General features: G+C 67.1%; 25 protein-coding genes. 13 read left to right on the top strand and 12 right to left on the bottom strand.

Going from position 1 to position 25276, the window contains the following annotated elements; all coding sequences use genetic code 11:
• Positions 1–63: 63 nt before the first annotated feature.
• Positions 64–897 carry an MBL fold metallo-hydrolase gene (locus BLS11_RS06390; RefSeq protein ID WP_092534781.1) on the bottom strand — a complete coding sequence of 278 codons (834 nt, stop codon included), beginning with the start codon at positions 895–897 and terminating at the stop codon, positions 64–66.
• A gap of 245 nt (positions 898–1142) precedes the next feature.
• Between BLS11_RS06390 and BLS11_RS06385 the strand changes: the two genes are divergently transcribed.
• Positions 1143–1802 carry a TIGR00725 family protein gene (locus BLS11_RS06385; RefSeq protein ID WP_258555385.1) on the top strand — a complete coding sequence of 220 codons (660 nt, stop codon included), beginning with the start codon at positions 1143–1145 and terminating at the stop codon, positions 1800–1802.
• Between the two features lie 57 nt (positions 1803–1859).
• Here the strand turns inward: BLS11_RS06385 and BLS11_RS06380 are convergent, their stop codons facing one another.
• From BLS11_RS06380 to BLS11_RS06370, 3 genes are all read right to left on the bottom strand, one after another.
• Positions 1860–2408 carry a DUF8173 domain-containing protein gene (locus tag BLS11_RS06380; protein WP_245698788.1) on the bottom strand — a complete coding sequence of 183 codons (549 nt, stop codon included), beginning with the start codon at positions 2406–2408 and terminating at the stop codon, positions 1860–1862.
• Between the two features lie 104 nt (positions 2409–2512).
• Complete coding sequence (dph2, locus tag BLS11_RS06375; protein ID WP_092534775.1) at positions 2513–3547, bottom strand: diphthamide biosynthesis enzyme Dph2; 1035 nt, start codon at positions 3545–3547, stop codon at positions 2513–2515.
• Between the two features lie 84 nt (positions 3548–3631).
• On the bottom strand, positions 3632–5092 hold the full coding sequence (locus tag BLS11_RS06370) for a hypothetical protein (protein WP_092534772.1): 1461 nt from the start codon (positions 5090–5092) through the stop codon (positions 3632–3634).
• A 92-nt stretch (positions 5093–5184) separates the two neighbouring features.
• On the opposite strand from BLS11_RS06370, the gene BLS11_RS06365 reads away from it, so the two are divergent.
• The 3 genes from BLS11_RS06365 (at position 5185) to BLS11_RS06355 (ending at position 6934) form a co-directional block, all read left to right on the top strand.
• Positions 5185–5559, top strand: coding sequence for a YlbF/YmcA family competence regulator (locus BLS11_RS06365; RefSeq protein WP_092534769.1), 375 nt, complete (start codon positions 5185–5187; stop codon positions 5557–5559).
• A 100-nt stretch (positions 5560–5659) separates the two neighbouring features.
• Positions 5660–6286, top strand: a complete 627-nt coding sequence (locus tag BLS11_RS06360) for a MinD/ParA family ATP-binding protein (protein WP_092534766.1) — start codon at positions 5660–5662, stop codon at positions 6284–6286.
• A 21-nt stretch (positions 6287–6307) separates the two neighbouring features.
• Complete coding sequence (locus BLS11_RS06355) at positions 6308–6934, top strand: RAD55 family ATPase (RefSeq protein WP_092534763.1); 627 nt, start codon at positions 6308–6310, stop codon at positions 6932–6934.
• Positions 6935–6953: 19 nt separating this feature from the next.
• Here the strand turns inward: BLS11_RS06355 and BLS11_RS06350 are convergent, their stop codons facing one another.
• On the bottom strand, positions 6954–7235 hold the full coding sequence (locus BLS11_RS06350; RefSeq protein ID WP_092534760.1) for a DUF8049 family protein: 282 nt from the start codon (positions 7233–7235) through the stop codon (positions 6954–6956).
• Between the two features lie 75 nt (positions 7236–7310).
• Complete coding sequence (locus BLS11_RS06345; protein WP_092534757.1) at positions 7311–8339, bottom strand: FKBP-type peptidyl-prolyl cis-trans isomerase; 1029 nt, start codon at positions 8337–8339, stop codon at positions 7311–7313.
• Positions 8340–8548: 209 nt separating this feature from the next.
• Between BLS11_RS06345 and cyaB the strand changes: the two genes are divergently transcribed.
• Together cyaB and BLS11_RS06335 are read left to right on the top strand one after the other, a co-directional pair.
• Positions 8549–9121, top strand: a complete 573-nt coding sequence (cyaB, locus tag BLS11_RS06340; RefSeq protein WP_092537147.1) for a class IV adenylate cyclase — start codon at positions 8549–8551, stop codon at positions 9119–9121.
• A gap of 105 nt (positions 9122–9226) precedes the next feature.
• Entirely contained in the window at positions 9227–10432 is a 1206-nt protein-coding gene (locus BLS11_RS06335) for a methionine adenosyltransferase (protein ID WP_092534754.1), read from the top strand.
• An 18-nt stretch (positions 10433–10450) separates the two neighbouring features.
• Here the strand turns inward: BLS11_RS06335 and ppk1 are convergent, their stop codons facing one another.
• A complete protein-coding gene (ppk1, locus tag BLS11_RS06330; RefSeq protein WP_092534751.1) occupies positions 10451–13072 on the bottom strand; it encodes a polyphosphate kinase 1 in 2622 nt (873 codons plus the stop codon).
• A gap of 197 nt (positions 13073–13269) precedes the next feature.
• Here ppk1 and BLS11_RS06325 point away from each other — a divergent pair, with 197 nt between their 5' ends.
• From BLS11_RS06325 to BLS11_RS06310, 4 genes are all read left to right on the top strand, one after another.
• Complete coding sequence (locus tag BLS11_RS06325) at positions 13270–14466, top strand: tRNA sulfurtransferase (RefSeq protein ID WP_245698785.1); 1197 nt, start codon at positions 13270–13272, stop codon at positions 14464–14466.
• A gap of 113 nt (positions 14467–14579) precedes the next feature.
• Positions 14580–14867, top strand: a complete 288-nt coding sequence (locus BLS11_RS06320) for a hypothetical protein (protein WP_092534748.1) — start codon at positions 14580–14582, stop codon at positions 14865–14867.
• A 78-nt stretch (positions 14868–14945) separates the two neighbouring features.
• Positions 14946–15401 carry a DUF5804 family protein gene (locus tag BLS11_RS06315; protein WP_092534745.1) on the top strand — a complete coding sequence of 152 codons (456 nt, stop codon included), beginning with the start codon at positions 14946–14948 and terminating at the stop codon, positions 15399–15401.
• Between the two features lie 38 nt (positions 15402–15439).
• Positions 15440–16312, top strand: a complete 873-nt coding sequence (locus BLS11_RS06310) for an alpha/beta fold hydrolase (RefSeq protein WP_092534742.1) — start codon at positions 15440–15442, stop codon at positions 16310–16312.
• On the opposite strand, the gene BLS11_RS06305 is transcribed toward BLS11_RS06310, so the two are convergent.
• A complete protein-coding gene (locus BLS11_RS06305; RefSeq protein WP_092534739.1) occupies positions 16285–17253 on the bottom strand; it encodes a PLP-dependent cysteine synthase family protein in 969 nt (322 codons plus the stop codon). The genes BLS11_RS06310 and BLS11_RS06305 overlap by 28 nt on opposite strands.
• A 166-nt stretch (positions 17254–17419) precedes the next feature.
• Here BLS11_RS06305 and BLS11_RS06300 point away from each other — a divergent pair, with 166 nt between their 5' ends.
• Positions 17420–17806: a thioredoxin family protein gene (locus tag BLS11_RS06300; RefSeq protein WP_092534736.1), complete on the top strand. Its 387-nt coding sequence runs from the start codon at positions 17420–17422 to the stop codon at positions 17804–17806.
• A gap of 27 nt (positions 17807–17833) precedes the next feature.
• Here the strand turns inward: BLS11_RS06300 and BLS11_RS06295 are convergent, their stop codons facing one another.
• Positions 17834–19993, bottom strand: coding sequence for a thioredoxin domain-containing protein (locus tag BLS11_RS06295; RefSeq protein WP_092534733.1), 2160 nt, complete (start codon positions 19991–19993; stop codon positions 17834–17836).
• Positions 19994–20168: 175 nt separating this feature from the next.
• Between BLS11_RS06295 and purD the strand changes: the two genes are divergently transcribed.
• Together purD and BLS11_RS06285 are read left to right on the top strand one after the other, a co-directional pair.
• Entirely contained in the window at positions 20169–21461 is a 1293-nt protein-coding gene (purD, locus tag BLS11_RS06290) for a phosphoribosylamine--glycine ligase (RefSeq protein WP_092534730.1), read from the top strand.
• Positions 21462–21520: 59 nt separating this feature from the next.
• On the top strand, positions 21521–22084 hold the full coding sequence (locus tag BLS11_RS06285) for an acyltransferase (protein ID WP_092534727.1): 564 nt from the start codon (positions 21521–21523) through the stop codon (positions 22082–22084).
• Positions 22085–22108: 24 nt separating this feature from the next.
• Here BLS11_RS06285 and BLS11_RS06280 read toward each other — a convergent pair whose 3' ends face one another.
• The 3 genes from BLS11_RS06280 to dacZ form a co-directional block, all read right to left on the bottom strand.
• Positions 22109–23149, bottom strand: coding sequence for a sensor histidine kinase (locus BLS11_RS06280; protein WP_092534724.1), 1041 nt, complete (start codon positions 23147–23149; stop codon positions 22109–22111).
• Positions 23150–23272: 123 nt separating this feature from the next.
• Positions 23273–24088, bottom strand: coding sequence for a mechanosensitive ion channel family protein (locus BLS11_RS06275; RefSeq protein ID WP_092534722.1), 816 nt, complete (start codon positions 24086–24088; stop codon positions 23273–23275).
• Positions 24088–24903, bottom strand: a complete 816-nt coding sequence (gene dacZ / locus BLS11_RS06270) for a diadenylate cyclase (protein ID WP_092534719.1) — start codon at positions 24901–24903, stop codon at positions 24088–24090. The genes BLS11_RS06275 and dacZ overlap by 1 nt, the downstream gene beginning before the upstream one ends.
• Between the last annotated feature and the right edge of the window lie 373 nt (positions 24904–25276).

The raw sequence follows: 25276 nt of genomic DNA, 5'->3' as shown, positions 1-25276 counted from the left end.
AAAATAACCGGGGAATTTCGAACGCGAGACTGTCACGTTCGGCGAATAATGTCAGACGAGGAACTAGATATCCACTCGGTCGCCGATTTCGGTTATCTCCAAGCGCTCGGGGTACTCGAAGCTCTGGGCGTGGTGGTGCAGAGTCGTCGGGTCGGCGGTCATGCCCTTCCACATGTCCCAGTGACTCGGGAGGAGGCGGTCCAACTGGAGGTCCGAAGCGGCCTCGATAATCTCGTTCTCCGTGGAGTACCACTTCGTGCGCACGGGTTCGCCCGTCTCCTTGTCCGGGATGTTGCCTATCGCGCCGAACGCGAGGACGCCCAGGTCGATGTCGTACTCCTCGCCGAGTTCGGCGAACTCCTCTGCGGGTTTCGTGTCGCCGCCGTGGAAGAACGTGCCCGACTCGTGTTCGATAACGTACGAGACGGGGTGCGTCGCGTCCGGGTCGTGGGCGACTTCGACGTGGACGGTGAACTCGCCGATTTCGAGGGTGTCGCCCTCGGCGACGACTTCGAACCGGTCCTCGGAGACGTCGTAGTTCTCCGTCCAGGCCTCGTCTTCGAGTGCCACGTCCACGGAGTCGTCCGGCGCGTAGTACGTCGCGTCGGTGTTCTCCAAGATGGGGGCCTGACTCGGCCCGTGGACGTGGTCGGTGTGTTCGTGCGTCGCGAGGAGTCCGTCCAGTTCCGTCACGTCTTCGGGGTCGAACGGGACGGGAATCATCCGAACCGTCCGCGGCGGGTCGCCGACGCCGACGTACGGATCGATAGCGAGCGTCGTCCCGTCGCTCCCCTTGAGGAAGAAGCCGTTACAGCCGAGATACCAGACGGCCACCGTCTCCGGGTCGGCCGCCTCGACGGCGCGCGGAAGCCAATCGCTCCAGTCGCTTACGGACATACGACCGGGTGCGGGCGGGCGGGGACTAAGTGTTGCGAAGTCCGCGACCCCGCGTCCGACCGTCCGCGGCGGGAGAACCGGGTGCCGCGTCGGGGTCACCGCCGAACGCGCACCGGCCAGCCGTCCGAAATAACGGGACGTTATGCGCCACCTTCCGAACGCGCGTGCGATAAACGACGCAAAAGTAGGCGTTAAAGCGCTGATAACCGGAGGAAAGCATATATTCCGAAGCTGAGTGGTACGAAGTGCCATGTCTGAGCGCCGACGCAACACCGCGGATTTCAGCCAGATGGACGCAACGATGCGGACGCTCGGTACGTGGGACCCCGAACCGCCCGCGGCGGACCTCTACAACTGACGCTCCGGTCGTCGTCGCAGGGACGCCTCGGAGACCGCACCGAACGAAACGACTCTTTCTTTCCGGCGCGAAACGCGGCGGTATGCGCGTAAGTGTCATCGGCGGCGGAACCGTCACCGAAGAGAAACTCGACGTCGCCGCCGAGACGGGTCGCTCGCTCGCGCGGCGCGGACACACGGTCGTCTGCGGCGGGTTAGGTGGCGTGATGGAGGCGGCGTGTCGCGGCGCGAAAGCGGAGAACGGACGGACCATCGGCGTCCTCCCGACGGACCGGAGGGCGGACGCAAACGAGTACGTGGACGTCGCCGTCGCGACGGGACTGGGGCACGCCCGGAACGCGTTGGTCCCGATGAACGGCGACGCCGTCGTCGCAATCGGCGGAAGCGGCGGCACGCTGTCGGAAATCGGGTTCTCGTTCGTCTACGACAGGCCCGTCGCCGGACTCGGCACGCACGACGTGCCGGGCGTCGAAGCCTGCGAGACGCCCGAGGAAGCCGTCGAGTACGTCGAGAAAGCACACCCGACGAGCGGTTCGAACGGCCGGTGAGAGCGGCGAGACGAGCGAAAAAAGCGGTCGGAGACGTCGAACGCGAGCGGTCGGGACTCAGCCGTGGCGTTCCCAGAGGACGAACAACACCGCGCCGAACCCCGTCGTCGAGACGACGAAGTTCACGAGACTGCCGAGTATCGGGACCAACGAGACGACGGCGAGGACGAGGGCACCGGCGAACGCGACCACGACGGTGTCCGGTTCGCCCGCGGACGAGGAGACGACGTCGAGGACGAACCGGCCCACGAGGAGGGTACCGATGGCCGACCCCACGATTCCGAGGACGGCGAGGGCGATGACGCCGGGGATGGCGAGTATCAGTCCGAACCCGGTTATCGCGAGGAGGACGATGACGATAGCCCCGACGATGGAGATACCGAGTCCGACGAGGAAGGCGACGACGCCGTCGTCGCGGATACGCTGCAGGCTCTGTTCGGTGAGTTTCGGCGCGACGGCGGCGACGATGACGGCGACGATGCCGCCGAACACGGCGGCGAGCGTTACCCCGAGGCCCGTCCCGAAGAACTGGACGAGAGCCGACGGATCGCTCGATTGGAGCGGTGCGGTACCGGAAGCGAGGGACAACTCGTTGGAGGGGACCATCGAGCCGATATTAGTTCTCGTTTTGATATATCTTGCTATCGTGAATAGAACGGAGAGAAAGGAAAGCGAGACGGCGCGGACGGCGGCGCGTCGCCGCGGTCAGTTCACCACGTGCCGTGGAACGTGTCGAACGAGAGCGAGTCGAGGGGTTCGTCGCCGACGGCGATGCGGTACTCCTGCGGCGTCAGCATCGGCTTGTGGAACCGCGGGCCGTCGTCGGTGGTGATTCGGGGACAGCCGGTGTTGACGAACGCGTCCATGTCGAAGTTCCGGAGTCGGTCCGGCGTTACCTCGTCCATGGTGATGAGGTAGGCGTTCGGGTTGTCCTCGATTATCTTCTCGGCTATCTCCATGCGCCCCTGCCCTATCTTGGTGCAGAAGATGACGCCCCACTTCTCGGCGTCCATCGCGCGGTGGACCGCGCCGTAGCGCTGTTTCATGAACTTCTCCGTGTCGGCGATAGTGACGACGTTGTTGACGGGGTCGGCGATGACCACCTTCTTCTCGGGGTGTTCCATCGCGAGGCCGAGGGGGTGGAACTTCCCGCCGCCGACGTACAGCACTTGGTCGGCGTCGATGTCCGCGGAGGCGTAGTTACAGCCGAGAACTTGCCCCTCGTAGGTGAGTCGGTCGTCGCCGCGGCGGGTGTGGACGTCGTAGCCGCGTTCCTCCAGCCAATCGCACATGTCCTCGAAGCGGTTCATGTGCTGGGCCGTCGTCACCAGACCGACCTCCTCGCCCTCCAGTTCCTCTAAGGACTCCTCGAGGATGGGGAACGGGTCCACGTTCGAGAACAGGGGGACGTAGATTATCTTGTCGGACTCCTTCATCGGGGAGTGGCCGAAGTGGACGAACACGTCCGTCCGGCGCATCAGGTAGGTGTCTAAGTCGCAGGCGCCGTAGCAGGGTTGCCCCGACAGCATGAACGTCACGTCGTCGTCGCACAGTTCCCGCAGGTCGTCGGCGACGGCCGGGCCGCGCCGCTTCAGTCCCTCGGGGAACTGCAGTCCGACGCGCGTGGCGTCGCGTTCCTCGATTTCGTCGATGATTCGGTCGAGTTCGTAGTCCCACTCTCTGTCGTGTCTGAGCGACATCCCGGTGTTCCGGAGGTCACCCTCGGAAGAAGCGTCCTGACTCATTGTCCCTTCGTTGCCGGTCAGGAGGTATAACGTCGGCGTTCCCCGATGCGGCGGCCGCGGTGTCGCGTCACCCGCCTCGAGGCGTCAGAACCGCACGCCCGCGGCCCCGCCTGGGACGCGCACCGGGAGGGAAGCCGTCTGCGTTTCGTTCGCACGCGTCCTCGCGGGCGTGCACGCCGCGGCCGCCTCGGACGGGGCGTCGTCGGTTGCGTTCCGCGCCTCGCCGTACCACGGCGGCGCGCGGACCGTTCGCGGGTCCGCGTCCGCGTACTCCATCCGGAACGAGACGGACCGCGTCTCCTCGCCCGCGCGCACCTCGTAGGAGACGAGGAGACGCGAGACGAACCCGTCCGCGCCGACGCGCGCCTCCGCCCTGTAGTCGGTGACGTTCGCCAAGTTCGGGAGCGACGCCGGCGTCCCGGTGGCGACGACGCGGTACGGTTGGACGCTCCAGTTCTTCCGGGTGACGGTCGTTCGCGGCGCGTTCAGATACCGTCGGACGGCCGCGGCGGCGCGGTTCTCGAACGGCCCGTGTCCCTCCTCGTCGGTTTCGACGGCGTATCTGGCGTACGACCGCTCCTCGCCGTGCTCCCTGTAGACGTAGGTGTACTCCCCGTCGGCGTACATCGAGCAGTGGACGAGTTCGGTCCCTCCGTCGCCGGTCGCTCGGTAGCCGGTGACGAAGGACCGATACCGCGTCGGACTCGCGACTTCCGCCCGCCGGTACGCGCGGGGCCACCCGCCGGTCCGCGCGTCGGTTCCGGACCGCCGCACGATGAGTTGGTACGACCGCCCGGCGACGGCGTCGGCGTGCGCCGCCGCGAGCGTTTCGGCGTCCGCGACGCCCGTCGGTCCGACGCCCGGCGGGAACGGCCGGTCGGAGGAGGTGCCGGCATCGGCGTCGGCGTTGACATCGGCGTCGGCGTCGGAGTCCGACGAACGGTCGGAGGAGGCGGCGACGACCGGTTCGGCGGTCGGCCCGGCCGAATCGCCCGTCTCGGGCGCGACGCCGAACGTGCCCAACAGGGCCGCGACGACGAGTCCCGCGAGAGCGAGGACGGCGAGGCCCGAAACCGGGTCCGCCGCGATTCGCTCGACGCCGCGAACGCTCGCGTGCCGCCGGTCGCCGTCGGTCTCTCGCGCCGCGACGGCGTCCGGCCGTTCGACGGACGGCGACTCGTCGAAGTAGCGCCGGAACAGGCGCTCACAGTCGTCCCGGTCCGCGCCGTACAGCGCCAGAGTCCGGAGGTCGCTCGGGCCGACGAGCGTCGCCCCCGACTCGGTGACGCGGCCGACGAGGCGCCGCGACGGGCTGGCGGCGACGACTACGTCTGCGTCGTCGGGCACGCGCGGCGTCCGGAGTCGCCGCCGCGCCGAGACTGTAACGACGACGCGGCCGTCCGATCCGACGGCGAGGGTGCCGTCCCCCCGCACCCGCACCTCCCGGCCGGCGGCGGCGTACAGGTCGCGCACGAACTCCCGCAGACTCGCCGAATCGAGGCGGCGGAGCCACCGTTCGAAGGTTCGCGCGGAGACGACTGGCATGCCAACTAGTAACGTGCGTGCGACCACGACTCTTTCCCCCGCGAACCCCCGCATCCGGCAGGTTGAAACGACTCGCGTCCGAAGCGAGGGGTATGAGCATGCAGACGGACCCCCTCGAAGAGATGGGCCGAGAACTCGGCGAAGCGCTGACCGAGACGCCCGAGTACGAAGCCTTCGAGGAGGCGAAAGCGGCCGTCGAGAACGACGACGAAGTGCAGGCCAAGATTTCGGAGTTCGAGTCGCTCCGCGAGGAGTTCATGTTCGCTCGGCAGACGGGGAACGCGACGCAGGAGGGGCTTCAGAAGGTCCAATCCGCCCAAGAGGAACTCCACTCGATGCCCGTGATGGCTGAATACCTCGAAGCCCAAGAGGAGCTACAGACGCGCCTCGAAGCTGTCAACGAGGCCATCTCCGAACCCCTCGCCGTCGACTTCGGCGGCGAGGCGGGCGGTTGCTGCCACGACTGACGACGTCCGGCGGGCGGTTTTTTCGGCGACGCGAGGCCCGTAGCGACGGGTCGGCCTTCGCCGCCGCGACTTTTTATACCGAGACGGGGCCAGCGTCGCCATGCTTGCGATAGCCGGCGGAAAGGGCGGATGCGGGAAGACGACGACGACGCTCGGTCTGGCCGCGGCGATGGACGGGGAGGCGCGCGTCGTGGACGCCGACCGGGACATGCCCAATCTGCACGCACTCGCGGGCGTCCCCCGCGATTCGGACGAGCGAACGCCGCCGTACCGGCACCCCGAGTACGACCGCGTCTCGGTTTCCCCCGCACCGCCGGGGCAGAGCGCACGTGCGGACGGCGGGTGCGACGACCCGTCGGCGCGACTGCGGCGGATCCGCGCCGAGGCGGACGGCGCAGTCCTCGTCGACTGCCCGGCGGGCGCGGGGCCGGACGCCGCGGCCCCCCTCCGCGCCTGCGACGGCGCCCTCGTCGTCTCGTCGCTCTGCGCGCCGTCCCTCCGCGACGCGGCCAAGACGGCGTCGATGGCGCGAACGCTCGGAACGCCCGTCGTGGGAGCGGTGCTCACGCGGGCGCGCGTCGCGCCGTCCGGCGTCTCGGAACTGTTGGGCTGTCCGGTGGTCGGGCGCGTTCCGGAGGCGAGTCCGCCGGTCCTCGAAGACGCCTCGGTCAGGCGGGCCTACGAGAACGTGGCAACCGATTTACAGACCGCCGAAGAGATAATATAACAGACCGTCGTAAGAGGTGACGTGTCAGGACGGCTCACGACCGGCATCGACGTTCTCGACCGGCAACTCGACGGCGGAATCCCGGCGGGGAGTATCGTCTTTCTCGGCGCCGAACCCGCCAGCCAGTCGGAGCTGTTCCTCTACGAACTCACCGCGGTCCGCGGGACGCTGTATCTCACGACCGTCCGCTCCGACGCGGCGGTCCTCGACGCGGTGAACAGAACCCCCGGCACCGTCGGCAGTCCGACGATTCGGGACATCGGCGGCGGCGCGCCGTTGGACTCCGCGAACAAACTCGTCACGGAACTGCCGGAGGGGGCGAACCTCATCATCGACGTGGTCGACGTGTTGGAGGAGACCGGCACCGCTCGGTACCGGGAGTTCCTCAACGAACTGCAGACGCACATGGTCAACACCGGCGGGCTCGCCGTCCTCCACGGCCTGAAGACGGGGGACGCGCCGCGGAACCGCCGCTACACGGAACACATGTCGGACGTGGTGTTCGACCTGCAGACGGAGGTGGACGGCTCCGAGATAGAGAACCGCCTCGCCGTCCCGAAGTTCCGCGGCGGCAAAGCGCCCGAGGAGACGATCAAACTCCGCCTGAGCGAACAGGTGACCGTCGACACCAGCCGCGACATCGCGTGAAGAGGATTTTTTCGTCCGATCAAACCGCGTAAAACAGGAAGACGCCGAGCGTCACCGCCACCGTCACCCCCGTCCAGACGCGGACGGTATCGAACGGTCCGAGGTCGATGCGGCGGGTGAACACGGAGAGGAAGTACGGAGCGAGCGGTGCGAGTCGCGCCAGAATCGGCGGGTCGGACCCGAGTCCGTATTCGAGTGCGAGCGTGAGCGCGATAGTCGAAACCGCCGCCACGGCGGCGACGAGGGCGTCGTCCGGGAGTTCGAGCTCCGACGGTACCTCCTCGGCGTCTCGGTCGGCCATCTCTCTCCTAACGTGCGAAAACGCGGAGTAAGAACCCGACGGTTCCGTCGCCCGCGGGGGCGGCGGCCGTCGGCGTTACTCTTCGGTCTCTTCGCCTTCGAGTTCCTCGACGAGTTCGTCGGCGTCCACGTCGACGTCCTCGATGGCTTCCTCGATGTCTTCGGCGTCGGCGCCGCCGCCCATGCCGCCCATCATACCGCCCATGCCGCCCATCATGCCGCCCATGCCCTCGATGGTCTCTTGGACGATGACGCGGTCTAACTCGAGGCGGTCGATGACGTCCTGTGCGATCTGCTGCTTCGAGAACATCCACTGCTGGTTCATCGTCATCTGCGGCGTGGCCTCGATGTACAGCGTCTCCTTCTCGACGGTCTCGACTTCGGTCTCGGGTTCGGCGTCACCGGCTTCGCCGGTTGCTTGAGACTCCTCCGGAGTCTCGCTGTCCTCGTCGTCCTCGTCGGGTTCGACGACCGTCTCCTCTTCGACCTCGTCGGTCTCGATCCAGACCTCGGGGGCCTGCTGGAGGTACATGCTGAGGAGGCTCTCGGCCTGTTCCTCGCGGTCCTCGACGACGTCGAGAATCTCGTAGTCGTACTCGAGGTCCTCGCCCGCGAGGGGGTGGTTGAAGTTCACGCGGGCGCGGCCGCCGATGATGGTCTCGACGCGGCCCTGTTCGCCGTCGACTTGGACCTGTGCGCCGGGGTAGCGGTCGTCCTCGTCGATCTTGTTGGCGCTGACCGTGCGGACGTCGTCGTCGTCGAACTCGCCGAACGCCTGCGCGGCGGGAATCTCGACGATGTCTTCGTCGCCGACTTCGCCGCCGACGAGGGCGTCGTCGACCGCTTCGAAGACGTGTCCGGCCCCGACGACGATGACGCGGGGTTCGAAGTCGTACTCCTCGGTGTCGATGTCGGCCTCTTCGGCCACCTCTTCGTCGGTCGTGTCGACGACGGTGTCGTCTTCGACCGTTCGTACGGTGTACGCGAGGCGCACGAAGTCGCCGTCCTGGATTCCGTCCTCGGCGACTTCCTCGTCTTCGGCGACCTCTTCTTCGACGTCTGCTGCGTCGGCGTCGGCCGCCTCCGCCTGCGGTTCGTCACTCATACGCGGTACAATACTCGTGTGACCCTTAAGAATCACGTTTCGCCCGTCGCGGAGAAAACGCCCGAATCGCGCCGTTTTCCGCCGAAATCGGAGGCCACAGGCGACGGCTGCGACGCTCTCGGCGCGCCAGAGGCGGTGGGCGCAAACGGCGGGCCGACCGGATTTCGGAGTCACCCACGCTTTTGCTCGGCGGGGACGACGACCGACGCATGTACGAAGTCGAGGTCAAGGTGCGGGCCGACCGCGACGGGGTGCGGGCGAAACTCGACGACGGGCGCGCCGAACGCGTCGGGCGCGTGCGGCAGGTAGACACCTACTACGACGCGCCGCACCGCGACTTCGCGGCGACCGACGAGGCCCTCCGCATCCGCCGCGAGACGCGACTCGGAGATGGGGACGGTGAGAAGGGAGACGGGGAGACGACGGCGCGCGTCACCTACAAAGGGCCACTCGTGGAGGCGGAGTCGAAGACGCGGGCCGAACACGAGACGGAAGTGGCCGACGGCGGGACGATGGACGCCGTCCTCGACGGCCTCGGATTCGAACCGGCGGCGACGGTGGAGAAGGAACGGGAGTTCTACCGGGTGGACGGCTACACCGTCACCCTCGACGCCGTGGAGGGCGTCGGGGAGTTCGTCGAAATCGAACGCGAGGCCGGATCGGAGGCGGACGTCGAGTCGGTCCGGGAGGGGGCGTACGCCGTCGCGCGCGAACTCGGACTCGACCCCGGCGAACAGATTCGGACGTCGTACCTCGGGATGCTCCTCGGTTCCGAGGAGTGACCCCTCGTCGGGCCGTCGCGTCGGCCGGATGATGTTTGATAGTAATTCTCGTGTCGCTAATCTTTTCCGCAAGTTATAGCATCGCCGGTGAAGAACGACCCCACAATGACCGACCGGAACATCAGCATCGAGGCGGCCGACAGGACCGCCGTCGAGGACCAACAGGTCGAAATCGTCGAGCGAAAGGGAATCGGTCACCCCGACTCCATCTCCGACGGAATCGCCGAGAGCGTCTCCCGGGCCCTATCGAATCTGTACCTCGACCGGGTGGGGAAAGTTCTCCACTACAACACCGACGAGACCCAACTCGTGGCCGGCGAGGCCGCCCCCGCCTTCGGCGGCGGCGAAGTCGTCGAACCCATCTACCTCCTCATCGTGGGTCGCGCGACGAAGAAGTACGACGGCGAACGACTCCCCGTCGATTCGGTCGCTCTTGAGGCCGCCCGCGACTACCTCGACGAGCACATTCCCGAACTCGAATTCGGCACCGACATCGTCGTGGACGTGAAACTCGGCGAGGGGTCCGGCGACCTGCAGGACGTCTTCGGCGAGGAGAACGTGCAGGTGCCGATGGCCAACGACACCTCCTTCGGCGTCGGCCACGCGCCGTTGACCGAAACCGAGGAGATAGTGCTGAACGTCGAACGCCAACTCAACTCGACGTACGCCGACGAGAACCCGCACCTCGGCCCCGACGTGAAGGTGATGGGCAAGCGCGAGGGCGACGAGATAGACATCACCGTCGCCGCCGCGATGATAGACTCCTACATCGACGACTTAGAGGAGTACAAAGACGCCGTCGCGTCCGTCGAGGAGTTCGCCGGCGACGTGGCCCGCGAGTACACCGACCGAGAGGTGAACGTCGCCGTCAACACGGCCGACGACTACGACGAGGGCTCCATCTACCTCACCGTCACCGGAACCAGCGCCGAACAGGGCGACGACGGGTCCGTCGGCCGCGGGAACCGCGCGAACGGCCTCATCACGCCGAACCGACCGATGAGCATGGAGGCCACCTCCGGGAAGAACCCCGTCAACCACATCGGGAAGATATACAACCTGCTGTCGACGGACATCGCCGAAACCGTCGTCGCCGAGGTAGACGGCATCCGCGACCTGCAGATTCGCCTGCTCTCCCAGATCGGCCGCCCCATCGACGAACCGCACGTCGCGGACGCGAAGATAGTCACCGACGAGGGAGTCGCCCTCTCGGACATCGAAGCCGACGTCGAGGAGATCGTCGACGACCGCCTCGCGAACGTCACCGACATCACGCGGCAGGCCATCGACGGCGACCTGACGACGTTCTGAGGGACCGACGCCGCCTTTTCAGCCGTAGTACCGCTCTAAGAGCGACGCCGCCGCCGTCTTCGTCTTCCGGTAGGCGCGCCCGCCGTCGGGCGTCCGAACCGCGTACGCGTAGTGGTCGCTCTCCGGGACGTACCACCGGTCGTCGTGGACGCGCATGGCCCGCGGGAGGTCGGCGTCCTCCGCATCGTCGGCGTCAGTGGCGGCGGCGTCCGACCTCGGGTCCGCCCCGTTCTCGACTGCGGACGCGTCGGCGTCCGCCCGGTTCCGGACGAGGGACGCGCCCGCCGGACCGGGGTCGCCCAGTTCCGCGTCCGACGCGACTGCGGCACCGCCGCCCGACGCCGCGGTGGATTCCGCCTTCGTCGCGTCTGAGCGGTCGGAGCCGTCCCCCGAGTCGCGGGTCGAGTCATCGGAGCCGTCGGCGTCGTCGTCGTCCGAACCGTCGACGGGTTCGACGAGGAGTTCCTCCGGCGTGGCGGGGGAGTCGGGGAGGAAGCCGCTCTCCACGCCGGTCTGGCGGAGCGATTCGAGCGTCTGCTCCATCAGAATCGACTGCATGTTGACGACCGGTTCGCCGTCGCGGGGGTACCGTTGGTCGTAGCTGCCGTCGGCGTTCATCGTCCAGCGCTTTTGGTTGTCCGACATCGCCAGTTCGAGGACGAAGCGGAGTTGCTCGCGGAGATCCGGGTCTTCGACCGGCGCGACGGCCTCGACGCGGTTGTCGAGGTTCCGCGTCATCCAGTCGGCCGACCCGAGGTACCACTCGGGGTCGCCCGCGTTCTCGAAGTAGTAGATGCGCGAGTGTTCGAGGAACCGGTCGACGATGCTGTGGACGGTGATGTTCTCGCTGATTCCTTCGAGTCCCGGTCGGAGGCGGCAGATGCCGCGCACCACGAGGTCGATATCGACGCCCGCCATCGACGCGCGGTACAGTTCCTCGACGAACTCGGGGTCTTCGAGGGCGTTCACCTTGGTGACGATGCGGGCGTCCTCGCCCTTCCGGGCGTGGCGCGCCTCCCGCCGGATGAAGTGGGTGAACCGTTCGCGCATCGTGACGGGCGCGATGAGGAGTTTCCTGAACTCCTCGTCCAGCGACGGACCGGTGAAGAAGTTGAACACCTTCACCAAGTCGCGGCCGATGTCCCGGTCCGCCGTCAGGAGTCCGAGGTCGACGTACCCCTTGGCGGTGCCGGAGTGGTAGTTTCCGGTGGCGACGTGGGAGTACAGTTCCACGCCGTCGTCCTCCTCGCGGACGACGAGGGCGGTTTTCGTGTGCGTCTTCAGGCCGACGGTGCCGTAGGCGACGTGGATGCCCTCCTCTTCGAGGCGACGGACCCACTCTAAGTTGTTCTGCTCGTCGAAGCGGGCTTTCAGTTCGACCATCACCGCCACCTGCTTGCCGTTGTCCGCGGCGTCGATGAGGCTCTGGATGACCTTCGAGTCCGAGGCGGTGCGGTAGATGGCCGCCTTGATGGCCAACACGTTCGGGTCGTTGGCCGCTTGGTCGAGGAACTCCTGCACCGTCTCGCCGAACGAGTGATAGGGGTGGTGAAGGAGGATGTCGTCTCGCTGAATCTCCGAGAAGATGCAGTTCGAGGTGTCGGTGCCCACCTCCGCCGAGGACCCGGAGCGACGGAAGCGCGGGTGCGGTTGCGGCGTCCAGGGGTCGAGTTTCAGGTCCGGGCGGTCCAGTTCCGTCAGGTCCATCAACTCGCGGAAGTCGAGGGGGCCGGGCAGTCGGAACACCTCCCGTTCGGAGATGTCGAGCTGTTCGACGAGCAGGTCCACAACCCGGTCGGACGCCCCCTCCTCGACGTCGAGGCGGACGGCGGTGGCGAACCGTCGCTGTTCGAGCACCTCCCGAATCATCTCTATGAGGTCCTCGGCGACCTCCTGATTCCGGCGGACCTCGGCGTTTCGCGTCAGTCGGAACAGCGTCGTATCGACCACCTCGGCCTTCGGAAAGAGCAGATCGAGGTTCGAACGGATTACCTCTTCGAGGAGGACGTACTCGTCCTCCCCGACTTCGACGAGTCGGGGGCGGTTCTGCGGTATCTTCACGCGCGTGAACGTCGGTTCGTCCTCGCCGGGGCGTTCGGTCAACACCGCGAGCGAGAGGCTCAGATTCGAGATGAACGGGAACGGGTGAGCGGGGTCGAACGCGAGCGGGGTCAGCGTCGGCAGGACGGACTCCTCGAAGTAGCGGCGCGTCTCCGAGCGCTGTTCGGTCGTCAGGTCGTCGTAGTCGTGGACGTGGATACCCTCCTCGCGGAGGGCGGGGCGAACCTCGTTCAGGAAACACTCCGCCTGCGCGCGGAACATCGGCCGGGCCGTCTCCAACGCCTCCCGCCACTGCTCCTCGGGCGTCCGACCGTCGGCGGTGGATTCGGTCACCCCGGCGTCTATCTGCTGTTTCAGGCCGCCGATGCGCTTCATGAAGAACTCGTCCATGTTCTTCGTGAAGATGGACAGAAAGCGCACGCGTTCGAGGAGGGGTTGCCTGTCGTCCAACGCCTCGTGGAGCACTCGTCTTTGAAACTCCAACTCGCTCAGTTCGCGGTTCAAGTAGTACCGCGAGTCGTCCAAGTCCACGTCCGATTCTGCCGGGTCGTCCGGTTCGAGGTCCGAGTTAGCGTCCATTTGTGGAGGAGTAGTGGTATCCGTTGCCGCGGGTGAGGTCGTCAATCAATTACGAAACCACCAGTAACCCATTAAGAAGTTTATAATAGTAGACACTTTGTCAAACGTAGTTGTTGGTAAATATACAGTAAATATATAGGGCAGTCGACGTTTTCGGCGGCGGAATCGGACCGAGCCACGGACCGAGACGCTGATTGGTGACCGCGGAGTACGGCACGGTAGTGAACGCCGAGAACGTCGTCGCTGTCGGGTACGGGGACTTCGGGACGAAGAGTAGCGAGGTGCGCGCGAAGATGGCGGAGCGACTCGCCGAGAGCGTCCGCGCCGCCCTCGCCGACGCCGGCCTCTCGGGAACCGTCGAGAGGCGGTGGGCGCGCATCCTCGTCGAGACAGAGGAGGCGGATTCGGTCGCGGAGACGATAGCCACCCTACCGGGCGTCGTCTGGGCGCGACCGGCGGTGCTGGCCGACGCGACGCTCGATTCCGTCTCCGACGCCCTCCGGACGCTCTCGACGGAACGCGGCCACGGGGCCGAGGAGTCGTTCGCCGTCGAGAGTCGCCGCGTCGGCCCGCCCTCGGCGCACCCGTTCTCAAGTCGCGACCTGAAGGTGGAGGGCGGAAGCGCCGTCCAAGCGGAAACCGACGCGCCCGTGGACTTAGACGACCCCGACCGGACGTACAGGGTCGAAGTGCGCGACGACGAGGCGTTCGTCTCCGCCGTCCAGATGGACGGGCCGGGCGGACTCCCCCTCGGCACGCAGGGCCGCGCGGTGGTCCTCCTCAGCGGCGGCATCGACTCGCCCGTCGCGGCGTGGCGGATGATGCGCCGCGGTTGTTCTATCGTGCCGGTGTACGTCGATCTGGGCGACTACGGCGGCGCGGACCACCGCGCCCGCGCGACGGAGGTGGCGACGACGCTCTCGCGGCGCGCGCCCGACGAGGACGTTCGACTCCACGTCGTCCCCGGCGGCGAGGTGGTGCAGACGGTGGTCGAGGAACTGCACGACACGCGGATGCTGTCGCTCCGACGGGCGATGCTCGCCGCCGGCGAGGCAGTGGCCCGCGAGGTGAGCGCACACTCCGTCGTGACGGGCGAGTCCCTCGGACAGAAGTCCTCCCAGACGGGCGCGAACCTCGCCACCACCGACGCCGCCGTCTCGATTCCGGTCCACCGTCCCCTCTTGACGGTGGACAAGACGGCCATCGTCGAGGAGGCGCGCGCCCTCGATACGTTCTCGGACTCGACGCTCCCCGTCGGGTGCGAACGGGTCGCCCCCTCGCACCCGGAGACGAACGCGACGGTGGAGGCGGTCGAAGACGCCGAACCGGACGAACTCCTGTCGATGGCGCGGGCGGCGGCGGCGGACCGGTCCGTCGTGGACCTCGGACCGTAACGGGGTCTGTACGAACGTCGATTATAATGGACATTTTACTTCGTTCTGCCGCCTATACCGTGAATAATGGGGTTAAAATGGATTTACGTGCGTTCGGAACGTACCCTCGCGTGATGTCACAGACGCGCCGCCCTCCCCACGGCCGAATCGACTCCTCGTGGACCGTCAGACAGGTGGTCCCCCGTTCCTCGTGGCGGGTCGGAACGGAGACGTGCCCGGCGTGCGGCGGCACCGTGAACCTCGACGGCGACCACTATCAGGCGGAACTGGGCCGCGACAGACGCCCCGACGGAGGTTCGAAGCTGACGTACGAGCGACGACTGCTGTCGTTCTGCGACGAATTGTGCGCGACGACGTGGCTCGACGGTATCGACGCCGACGAGTCTCCGACGGACGAGTGAGCGCTCGAACCGCGCCCGGAATCGACCGCAGACCGCCGCACCGCAACCGATTTAGCCGCCCGCCGTCAGGCTCGAAACGTGACGCGGGTTTGCTTCGTCGGGGCACCCGAGGTGAACGTCCAGTACGAACTCCTCTCCCGCGAGACGGCGCGGGCCGCCCTCTCGACGTACGAGATACGCCAGCCGTTCGCCAACTCCGTGGCCGTCGACACGGTGAGCGTCGGCGCCGCCGTCTCTCTCTGTAACGACCTCAACTGGTATCTCGTCCGCTTCGTCGATACGGTCCTCGTCCGCGAACCGAGCATCAGCGACACCGAGTGGCTCTCTCGCGGCCTCGCGGAACAGGTCCGCGACGGCGAGGTTCGCCCCGAGGAGACGAAGGAGCGACTCGCCGTCTACGGCCTCGAAGACGGCCGCCTCGTCGAACCGATGTACGTCACCCGGCGGCCCGACGGGACGGTGCCGACGTACGACCTCCGCGACGTGGAGGAGACGGTCGTCGTCCGCGTGAGCGACGACGAGTTCGGTCGGTAGTTGCGCACCTTTTTGTTCGGGAGGTCGTAGGCGACGCCATGGCGGTTCCATACGGGTCCGAGTCGCGAGAAGTCGAACTCGACGGCCTCGGTCTCCGCTATCTGACGGCCGGCGACTCGGAAGACCCCGTCATCGTCCTCCTGCACGGCGGCGGCCTCGACAGCGCGTCGCTCTCCTGGAAGGAAGTCATGCCCGCCCTCGCGAAGGATTTCCGCGTCGTCGCGCCCGACCTGCCGGGGTACGGCGAGAGCGACCCGCCGGAACGGACGCCGACGACCGACTACTACGTGCGCGTGCTCGAACGGTTCCTCCCCGAAATCGGCGTCGAAGACCCCGTCGTCGTCGGCGTATCGATGGGCGGCGGCGTCGCCGTCGGGTACGCCCTCGAACACGCCGACGACGTGTCCGCGCTGGTCGCCATCGACGGGTACGGACTCGGCGGGTCGGTGCCCGGCGGCGTCCTGAGCGCACTCGTCCCGCGGATTCCGTACCTGAGCGACCTCTCGTGGCGGGCCGTCGCGCGGAGTCGCACCGTCGCGTACTTCTCGGTTCGGGCGGTGGTCGGGTACGGCAACGTCTCGCCGACGCTGGTGGACGAGGTGTACGCGGAGGCACAGCGGAACGGCGGGGAGGCGTGGCGGCGGTTCCAGCGGGCCGAAATCGGTCTGCGCGGGCCGAAGACGAACTACGTGGACCGACTGCCGGACGTGTCGGTTCCGTCGCTGTTCGTCCACGGCGAAGACGACAGGCTGGTCCCGCAGTCGTGGTCGGTCCGCGCGGGGTCTCTCGTTCCGGACGCGGAGGTACGCATCTTGCCGAACTGCGGCCACTGGCCGCCGCGCGAGAAGCCGAACCGCGTGAACGCGCTGATTCGCCTCTTCCTTCAGTCGAACATGCCGGTGGACATGTAGCGCTCGCCGCTATCCCAGAAGACGGTGACGACGAGGGGGCAGTCGTCGTCCGGGAGCGTCTCGCCCGACCCGTCGGCGACGACGGGGCCTGCGTCGTCGCTCTCGCAGTCGGCGTCCGGGTCGGCAAGTCGTTCGGCGACGCGCCGGGCGGCGATGTTCGACGCGCCCGAGGACTGCCCGACGAGGATGCCCTCCTCGCGGGCGAGGCGGCGACACTCGGCCTCGGCGGCGTCGAGGGAGACCGTCTCCACGCCGTCTACGAGGTCCCTGTCGAGGTTCGGGCTGACGAAGCCCGGTCCCATCCCTTGGAAGTCGTCGTCGCCGGACTCGCCCGTCGAGAGGACGGCGTTCTCCTCGGGTTCGACGGCGACGATGTCCATCTCGGGGAACTCCTCGCGGAGGCGTCGCCCGATGCCCGAGAGGGTGCCGCCGGTGCCGACGCCCGCGACGAGTGCGTCGACGCTCCGCCCCTCCACCTGTTCGAGAATCTCCTCGGCGGTGGTGCGGTAGTGGGCGTCGGGGTTCGCGGGGTTCTCGAACTGGCGCAGTTGGGTCATCCCCTCGGCCTCCAGTTCGTCGGCGCGGTCCTTCGCGGCGGAGATGTCGCCGTCGACGAGTTCGATGGTCGCGCCGTACGCGCGCATGATTTCGCGCCGCTCCGGCGACTTCGAGGACGGCATCACGATGGTGATGTCGTAGCCCTTGCTCGCGGCGGCCATCGACAGACCGATGCCGGTGTTTCCGCTCGTCGGTTCGACCAGTTCGTCGCCGGGCGATATCGCCCCCTCGCGTTCGGCGGCCTCTATCATCCCCAGGGCCGGGCGGTCCTTCGCGGAGCCGCCGGGGTTCTTCGACTCTATCTTCGCCGCCACGAGGGCCCCCGGCGGCGACGACACTCGGACCAACGGCGACCCGATGGTCTCGAGGATACTCGCGTCCATTACCGACGTGTAGACGACTCGGACCGAAAACGATGGCGGACGAGGGCAAGACGCGCCGGATTCCGTGACGGGCGGCGAGAGGGAGGCGGTACCGAACCCGGCCGGGACGCGTGCGAACCTGACCGGGACCGCGCCGATTAAAGCCCTCCGTCCGGTACCGTCTCCCATGGCCGACGCCGAGTCACAGACGTTAGAGACGATGGAGCCGAACCCGATGTGGGACGAGGAGTCGTACGAGGACGCCGTCGAGACCCTCTCGGAGGACGGACTGGTGTTCCGGGTGTGGGGCGGCGACTGGTGCGGCGACTGCCGGGGGCAACTGCCCGACTTCGGGGCCGCACTCGACGCCGCGGGCGTCCCCGAGGAGAACGTCCACCACTACCCCGTCGAAAAGGTTGACGACGGGAGCAAGGTCGGACCGAAGGTGGAGGAGTACGGCATCGAACTCATCCCCACCGTCGTCGTCGAACGCGACGGCGAGGAGGTGGCGCGGTTCGTCGAGGAGGAGGCCTCCCCCATCGCCGTCTACCTCGCGGACCGACTCGAATCGTAACCGCTCGCCCGCGTTTTCGAACCCGCTTCAGAGGTCGATGTCGTCCACGTCGTCCAGCGACACGTCCGCGTCGTCCGCGCCGCCTTCGAGCCACGACAACGCCTCCTCGACGGAGTGGGCTGGCGCGGAGCACGTCCGCCCCTCGCAGGCGTAGACGGTCGGTTCGCCGTCGCGCGCCTCCCGGCCCTTCCACACCGGCGGCGCGTCGGAGAGGCCGAGGCTGTCCAGCCACGGTCCGAGTTCGTCGTCCGTCGGCGGGCGAACCGAGAGGACGGTGTCGGGCACGTAGCGGTCAGCCAGCGTCTCGCGCCACGACTCCGGAAGCGCCTCCGCGGCGACGACGAGTTCCGTCCCACCGAGGGCGCGCTTCTCTGCCGCGAACGCGAGCGAGACGTGTTCGAGCGGTCGGCCGCGAATCCGGTCGCCGTGGGTGTCGACGACGGCCCCGGCGACGGACGCGAAGTCCGCCTCGGGAGCGAAGGCGTCCAAATCGAGGAGGAGCGACGCGGCGACGCCGACGCTCGACGGCGTGGACTGGTCCTGGAGTTCCTGCGGGCGGGTGACGAGCGACTCGCCCTCGGCGGGCGTCATGTACAGCGTCCCCGCCGACTCGTCGTAGAACTGCTCTTCTAACGTGCGCGTCAGGTCGAGGGCGAACGCGAGGTACTCGGCGTCGCCCGTCGCTTGATACAGGTCGAACGCGCCGCGGGCGAGGAAGGCGTAGTCTTCGAGGTAGCCGTCGCCCTTCACGTCGCCGTCCTTGTAGCGCCGGGCGAGTCGCCTCTCTTCCGGGTCCCAGAGGTGGTCGCGGACGAACGAGAGGGCGTCTTCCGCGAGTTCGACGTACTCGTCGCCGAGGACGAGTCCGCCCTCCGCCAGCGAGGATATCATCAGGCCGTTCCACCCCGCGAGCACTTTCTCGTCGCGCGCGGGCCTGACGCGGTCCTCGCGCGCCTCGAACAGCGTCTGTCGCGCCTCGTGGAGTCTGTCGGCTACCTCCTCGGCCGAGAGGTCGTACTCTTCGGCGAGTTGCTCGAAGGACGCCGACACCGTCAGTACCGTCGTCCCGTCCTCGAAGTTGCCCGACTCCGTGACGCCGAACCGGTCGCAGAACAGGTCGGCCGTCGTCTCGTCGTCGAGTGCCTCGTGAACCTGCTCGGGCGTCCAGACGTAGAACGTCCCCTCCTCGCCGCCGCTTCTGGCGTCTAAGGTGCTGTAGAACCCGCCGTCGGGGTGGCGGAGTTCGCGCCGGACGAACTCGAAGGTGCCGCGGGCCACCTGCGCGTAGTCCTCGCGACCGGTGAGTCGGTGCGCGGCGACGTAGACACGCGGCAGTTCCGCGTTGTCGTACAGCATCTTCTCGAAGTGCGGGACGGTCCACTCGCGGTCGGTGGCGTAGCGGTGGAAGCCGCCGCCGACGTGGTCGTAGAGGCCGCCGCCGGCCATCGCATCGAGCGTCTGCGTCGCCACGTCCATCGCCGTCTCGTCGCCGGTTCGGACGTACGTCCGGAGGAGCGATTCGACGCGGCGGGCCTGCGGGAACTTCGGGCCGCCGGAGCCGAACCCGCCGTACTCGCGGTCCGCGCCGCGAACCGCCGCCGCCGCGACGGTGCCGAGAATCTCCTCGCCCGGCGCGTCGCCGGATGCCTCGGGCGTCGTCTCGAGGTTGTCCCGTAGCGCGTCGGTCCACTGGTCGGCGCGGTTCTCTATCTCCTCGCGGTCCGTCTCCCACGACTCCGCGAACGAGCGCAGGAGGTCCAAGAACCCGGGGACGTTCCCCCTGTCTGCGCGTTCCTCCTTCGGGAAGTACGTCCCCACGTAGAACGGCCTGCCCTCCGGCGTCAACCACACCGAGAGGGGCCACCCGCCGCCGCCGGTGACGAGTTGGCAGATGGTCTGGTAGATGCGGTCCAAGTCGGGTCGCTCCTCCCTGTCGACCTTTATCGGGACGAACGACTCGTTGAGGACGGACGCCACCTCCTCGTCTTCGAAGCTCTCCTCGGCCATCACGTGACACCAGTGGCAGGCGGAGTAGCCCACCGAGAGGAAGATGGGCTTGTCCTCCTCGCGGGCGACTTCGAGTGCGTCGTCGTCCCACGGTTGCCAGTTCACGGGGTTGTCCGCGTGCTGGCGGAGGTACGGACTCTCTTCGTCGTCCAGCCGATTTCGCCCGAGAACGTCGCTCATGGGTGGGGGTAGGGGAGTGAGGGACTAAAGGGGCGTGGAGACGGCGACTCGTTCGGGCGTTCGGGCGGTCACCGGGTGACGTGTGCAGTGGACTCGCGAATCGACTCCACGTTCGTGCGCATCTCGCGCTGTCCGAAGAGCAACTTTTACACTCTCGTGCATCGCCGTACCGCGTATGACCGAGACTGCGCTCCTCGTCGGCGGCGGCGGCCGAGAACACGCGATAGCCCGCGCACTGACCGCGGATTCAGAGTGCGAACTGTACGCCTGCGCGAGCAACCGAAACCCCGGCATCGCCTCGCTCGCGGCCGGATTCGAGCAGATTTCGGAGACGGCGGCCGAGGACATCGTCGCCTATGCCGAGGACGTCGGCGCAGACGTGGCCGTCGTCGGCCCCGAGTCCGCACTGGAGGCGGGCGTGGCCGACGCCTTGGACGACGCGGGCGTCTACACGTTCGGCCCGAAGGCCGAAGAGGCCCGCATCGAGACGGACAAGGCGTTCCAACGGCGGTTCATGGAGGAGGAGGGTATCCCCGGATGCCCCGACTTCGCCGTCTTCGAGGACGTCGAGGAGGCGTGCGAGTACATCGACGAGTACGACGGCGACTTGGCGGTCAAGCCCGCGGGTCTGACGGGGGGGAAGGGCGTGAAGGTGACCGGCGACCAAGTGACGAAGGCGGAGGCCAAGGAGTACCTCCGCGAGTCGGAGTACGAGGAGATAGTCCTCGAAGAACGACTCGTCGGCGAGGAGTTCACCGTCCAAGCGTTCGTGGCGAACGGCGAAGTCCATCCGACGCCCGCGGTGCAGGACCACAAGCGCGCTTACGAGGGCGACGAGGGGCCGAACACCGGCGGCATGGGCAGTTACACCGACGCCTCGCCGCAGTTGCCGTTCATGACCGGCGACGACTACGCCGACGCCGTCGAGGTTCTGGAGGCGACGATAGAGGCCCTCCCCGACTACAAGGGCGTCCTCTACGGGCAGTTCATGCTCACCGCCGAGGGCGTGAAGGTCATCGAGTTCAACGCCCGGTTCGGCGACCCGGAGGCGATGAACACCCTGCCCGTCCTCGAGACGTCGTTCCTCGACGTGGTGACGGCGGCCCGGGACGGCGAGGAGATTCCGCAACTGGAGTTCGCGGGGAAGGCCACCGTCTGTAAGTACGCCGTCCCCGAGGGCTACCCGACGGACCCCGACTCGGGCGCGACGGTGACGGTGGACGAGGAGAACGTCGGCGAGGCGCTACTGTTCTACGCCAGCGTGGACGCCCGCGAGGACGGCATCTACACGACCACCTCGCGGTCCTTCGCCGTCGTCGGCGTCGCCGATTCCATCGAGGAGGCCGAGAAGCAGGCCGAGGAGGGACTCGCCGCCGCGGGCGAGGGCGTCCGCATCCGCCACGACATCGGCAAACCCGAACTCGTCGAAAAGCGCATCGACCACGTGGCCGAGCTCCGCGGCGAGTAACGCCGCGCGGCGGCGCGATTCGGGTATGGCTTTTGTACCGCGCCCGCGAATCCGAGAGCGTGAGCGACGAGAGCGACGGGACGGGCGCGGACCCCGCGGGGCGACGACACCACCGGGTGACGACGCACCCGACGCCGGGACCGCTGAACTCCCTGCGACACTGGACGGACGCAAAGCCCCTCTGGCGCGTGACGCTGAACTACCTGCTCGTGTGGGTGGCCCGCGTCGCACCGTTCTTCTGGCTGAAAAACTGGGCGCTGGGACGCCTCGGCGTCACCGTCGGCCGCGGCGTCTCGTGGGGACTTGAGGCCACCCCGGACGTGTTCTGGCCCGAACTCATCACCCTCGGCGACCACGCCGTCGTCGGCTACGATTCGGTGATTCTCTGCCACGAGTTCCTGCAGGACGAGTACCGGACGGGCGAGGTGGTTATCGGCGACAGGGCGATGATAGGCGCGAAGGCGGTCATCCTTCCGGGCGTCCACGTCGGCGAGGGCGCGCAGGTGGCCGCGAACTCCCTCGTCACGCGGGACGTGCCGCCGAATACGACCGTCGCGGGCGTTCCGGCGCGGCCGATGGGCGAAAGCGACGGGGACGACTCTGGAGACGCAGAACGCGAGTGAGACGGGGCGACGGACGGTCGTGACTCAGGGCCGTTCGAGCCGGATTTTGAAGACGGCTCCGCGGGGGTCGTTGCCCTCGACCCAGATGTCGCCGTTGTAGCCGCTGAGAACGCTGTCCGCGAAAAAGAGGCTGATTCCGGTGCCGTGGTGGAGTTGGTCGAACTCCTCGCGGCCGAAGATGAGGTCGCGTTGCGACTCGGGGACGCCCGGGCCGTTGTCCGCGACGGAGACGACGACGTCGCCGTCTCCCACGTCCACCGACACCTCGATCCGCGGCGTCTCCGCGTCGTTGTGCGTGACGGCGTTTTCCAGGACGGCCTCGACGGCCGCCGGGAGCAGGTCGTCTGCGACGACGGTGACCTCCGGGAACACCTCGAACTCGTACTCGGCCTCGTCGTACTCGTGCATCACCTCGACCAGCTTGTTGTTGAGGACGATATCGAGTCTGACCGGCCGGTTCGAAGCCGAGTGGGACTTCTCCAGTAAGTCCCGCAGGTCGCGGGCGCGTTCGGTCTTGTGGACGATATCCACGATTTTGTCTCGCGCGCGTTCGAGGCTCTCGTCGGCGGCGGGAGATTCGGCGGCGGACTGCGCGCGTTGGATGTGTCCGTACATGATGTTGAGTTCGTTGCGCAGGTCGTGTCTGAGCAGCCGATTCAACACCTCCGCCGCGTTCTCGTACTGGCGTTGCTTCGTCGTATCGACGAAGACGGCGACGATACCTTTCGTCTCGCCGTCGACGACGATGGGCGAGGCGGACCCGGTGCCGTAGACGTTGCGCCCGTTGCGCGTCTCGACGGCGAACTGTCCGCGCCACCGTTCCCCCCGCGAGAGGGAGTCGAGAATCTCCGCGGAGACGTCGTCGTCGCCGGAGATGACCGTCAGCGGTTGGCCGACGACGTCGTCCAGTTCGTACCCCAGAAAATCCAGTCCGCCGCGGTTGATGTCACGTATCACGAAGTCCGGGTCGGCGATGACCGCGGGCGCTTCCGTGCTTCGGAACGCCCTGCGGTACACCTCCTCGTCGAGTTCCCCCTCGGCCGCCCCGTCGTCGCTCCCGTCCACGGCACTACGTCGTGGTGAGGGTATTTCACTTTCCGGGTTACTTCGATATCGCACGGTATCTCGCCGCAGCACGGCGGTTTCGTCGACGGTGGCGCGGAGAAAACTGCGACGAGAGAGACGGCCTCACGACCGAACGCGGACGATGCCTTCCTCGAACACCTTCCGGTTCGGGAGGATGTACTCCTCGTCGTCCGTCTCGATGTGGGTGACGAACAGGTCAACCTCTTGGACGATGCCCGCCGTCTCGCCGACGCGAATCCGGTCGCCTATCGCGTACGGTTGGTTCAGGAGGAGGAACGTCCCGGCGGCCCCCGACTTCAGCAGGTCCGCGAACGCTATCGCGGCGAACACCACGAGGGCGAAGAGGTACGCCGCGAGGGCGACGACCAACGCCTCGGTGGCCACCCGAACCTGCGAGAGGGCGATGAGCGTCGCCAGAAAGAAGATGGTGTACTTGGCGATGGCCGGGATGATGCCTATCTGCGGGAGTTTGACGCCGCGCAGTCGCTCCGTGATGAGCAGTTCCACCTTGTCGCCGACGAGGATGCCGATGATGAGGATGACCACCGCGAAGAACAGCATCGGGAGGAACCCGACGACGCGGCTCCAGAACTGGTTCGCGTAGTTCACGTCCGACAGCGACAGGGCGGCCAACACCGCGACGCCGATGACGAAGTAGCGGACGAGCCATCCCAACAGCTCTACCGTCGAGGTGTCGAAGTCGCGCGCGGTTCGCTCGAAGGCGGTTCCCTCGATGGCCTCCGGGATGCCGAGTCCGTCGAGGACGCGACGGGTGAGAGACCCGAGGATGAAGGCGATAACCACGCCGACGACGAGGACGCCGAGCGCCAACCACGCGTCCTGCGGGACGGAGTCGAACAGTTCTCCGAGGACGGACCCGCCGCCCGTCCCGGCCTGTGCGAGTGTCCCCCGGACCATCAGTGTCCCTCCGGGTCGATTTCGAGAATCATCTTCCCGCCCTTGAACGCCCGGACGAGGCCGTCGGACTCGGAAAGGACGATGGACGTGGCGTTCGTGTCGCGGGTGATAGCCGCGCCGGACATGTGGCGCGCGCCGAGACCCTTGGGGATGTCGACGCCCTCGGCGGACGGTTCGAGGTAGCGGTACGCGCTGACTATCTTCCCCGAATCGGAGATGACGAACGCGCCGTCGAGGCGGGAGAACTCCTTGAGCATCACGTTCACGATGGGGTCGCCGACGTGGACGTGGGACTTCTCGAAGGGGTTGTACGAGAGCGGTCGGGACTTGTTCATCACCTTGCCGGCGTCGCCGACGACGAACAGTGCGCCGACGGGCTTGCCCTTCTGGCCCTTCTTCCCGAGTTCTATCGCCACCTCGAACACGTCGCGGATGACGCTCGGGTCCGCGCGGGAGTTCGCGAACAGGTCGAAGATGCCCGAGCGCATCCCCTCGCTGACGCGGACGCGGATGACCGAATCGATGTCGCCGTCGAACACCGAGACGCTACAGGCGACGGCGTCGCCGTCTTCGACGAGTCCGTGCTCCATCGCGCCCTCGACGCCGAAGCGGATTCTGTCGCGGACGTTGTCGAACTCCAAGGGGAGTTGGACGTACGTCTCGGCGTCCACGACGTTCTCCGGTGCGACGACCACCACCGGTACGTCGGGGTCCGCTTCGACGAAGCGTTCGTAGAACGAACTGCTGGGGGAGAACAGGAACAACCCGTCCACGTTCTCGACGATATCTCCGAGGAGGTCCGGTAAGGCCGCCATCGTTGATACGTCAGCGCCGGTGTGAAAAAGAGTTGCGGCATGTTCTCAAAGGTGAGAAACAGTAGATAGCGGCTAACGCGTTCGTGATTCGGGGTTCGAGGGAGTGATCGAAACGAGTCCGCCGAGAGTCGTGTACGCACAGTCAGATTAGCAGTCGGTGTTGCTATCGGGTTGGCGGACCGGACATGACTCATTTCGTACACCAGCGGACGTCTTCCCCACGGATAGCCGCGAAGAACAAGGCGCTCTCCCTGCGTCCCGCTTTCTGGCTCCGCTAGAGCAGCGAACTGACAGGGGTGGTACGCAAGATACAGCAGTTGCATCTCCTACGGAGACGCGTACAATTCGTCTCGGTGGCTCCGAACGAACTGCT

This window comes from Halopelagius longus, from assembly GCF_900100875.1.
GTDB lineage: Archaea > Halobacteriota > Halobacteria > Halobacteriales > Haloferacaceae > Halopelagius > Halopelagius longus.
Note: the sequence above shows the minus strand (reverse complement) of the source record. Positions and strands in the feature narration are given on the sequence as shown.

Bases quoted from the DNA above. Each gene is read 5' to 3' on its own strand.
- BLS11_RS06380 (WP_245698788.1), bottom strand. From the start codon at position 2,408: ATGGTCCCCTCCAACGAGTTGTCCCTCGCTTCCGGTACCGCACCGCTC.
- dacZ (WP_092534719.1), bottom strand. From the start codon at position 24,903: ATGGCGGCCTTACCGGACCTCCTCGGAGATATCGTCGAGAACGTGGAC.
- BLS11_RS06275 (WP_092534722.1), bottom strand. From the start codon at position 24,088: ATGGTCCGGGGGACACTCGCACAGGCCGGGACGGGCGGCGGGTCCGTC.
- BLS11_RS06365 (WP_092534769.1), top strand. From the start codon at position 5,185: ATGAGCATGCAGACGGACCCCCTCGAAGAGATGGGCCGAGAACTCGGC.
- cyaB (WP_092537147.1), top strand. From the start codon at position 8,549: ATGTACGAAGTCGAGGTCAAGGTGCGGGCCGACCGCGACGGGGTGCGG.
- BLS11_RS06305 (WP_092534739.1), bottom strand. From the start codon at position 17,253: ATGGACGCGAGTATCCTCGAGACCATCGGGTCGCCGTTGGTCCGAGTG.
- BLS11_RS06295 (WP_092534733.1), bottom strand. From the start codon at position 19,993: ATGAGCGACGTTCTCGGGCGAAATCGGCTGGACGACGAAGAGAGTCCG.
- purD (WP_092534730.1), top strand. From the start codon at position 20,169: ATGACCGAGACTGCGCTCCTCGTCGGCGGCGGCGGCCGAGAACACGCG.
- BLS11_RS06300 (WP_092534736.1), top strand. From the start codon at position 17,420: ATGGCCGACGCCGAGTCACAGACGTTAGAGACGATGGAGCCGAACCCG.
- BLS11_RS06350 (WP_092534760.1), bottom strand. From the start codon at position 7,235: ATGGCCGACCGAGACGCCGAGGAGGTACCGTCGGAGCTCGAACTCCCG.
- dph2 (WP_092534775.1), bottom strand. From the start codon at position 3,547: ATGAGTCAGGACGCTTCTTCCGAGGGTGACCTCCGGAACACCGGGATG.
- BLS11_RS06310 (WP_092534742.1), top strand. From the start codon at position 15,440: ATGGCGGTTCCATACGGGTCCGAGTCGCGAGAAGTCGAACTCGACGGC.
- BLS11_RS06335 (WP_092534754.1), top strand. From the start codon at position 9,227: ATGACCGACCGGAACATCAGCATCGAGGCGGCCGACAGGACCGCCGTC.
- BLS11_RS06370 (WP_092534772.1), bottom strand. From the start codon at position 5,092: ATGCCAGTCGTCTCCGCGCGAACCTTCGAACGGTGGCTCCGCCGCCTC.
- BLS11_RS06345 (WP_092534757.1), bottom strand. From the start codon at position 8,339: ATGAGTGACGAACCGCAGGCGGAGGCGGCCGACGCCGACGCAGCAGAC.
- BLS11_RS06360 (WP_092534766.1), top strand. From the start codon at position 5,660: ATGCTTGCGATAGCCGGCGGAAAGGGCGGATGCGGGAAGACGACGACG.
- BLS11_RS06390 (WP_092534781.1), bottom strand. From the start codon at position 897: ATGTCCGTAAGCGACTGGAGCGATTGGCTTCCGCGCGCCGTCGAGGCG.
- ppk1 (WP_092534751.1), bottom strand. From the start codon at position 13,072: ATGGACGCTAACTCGGACCTCGAACCGGACGACCCGGCAGAATCGGAC.
- BLS11_RS06320 (WP_092534748.1), top strand. From the start codon at position 14,580: ATGTCACAGACGCGCCGCCCTCCCCACGGCCGAATCGACTCCTCGTGG.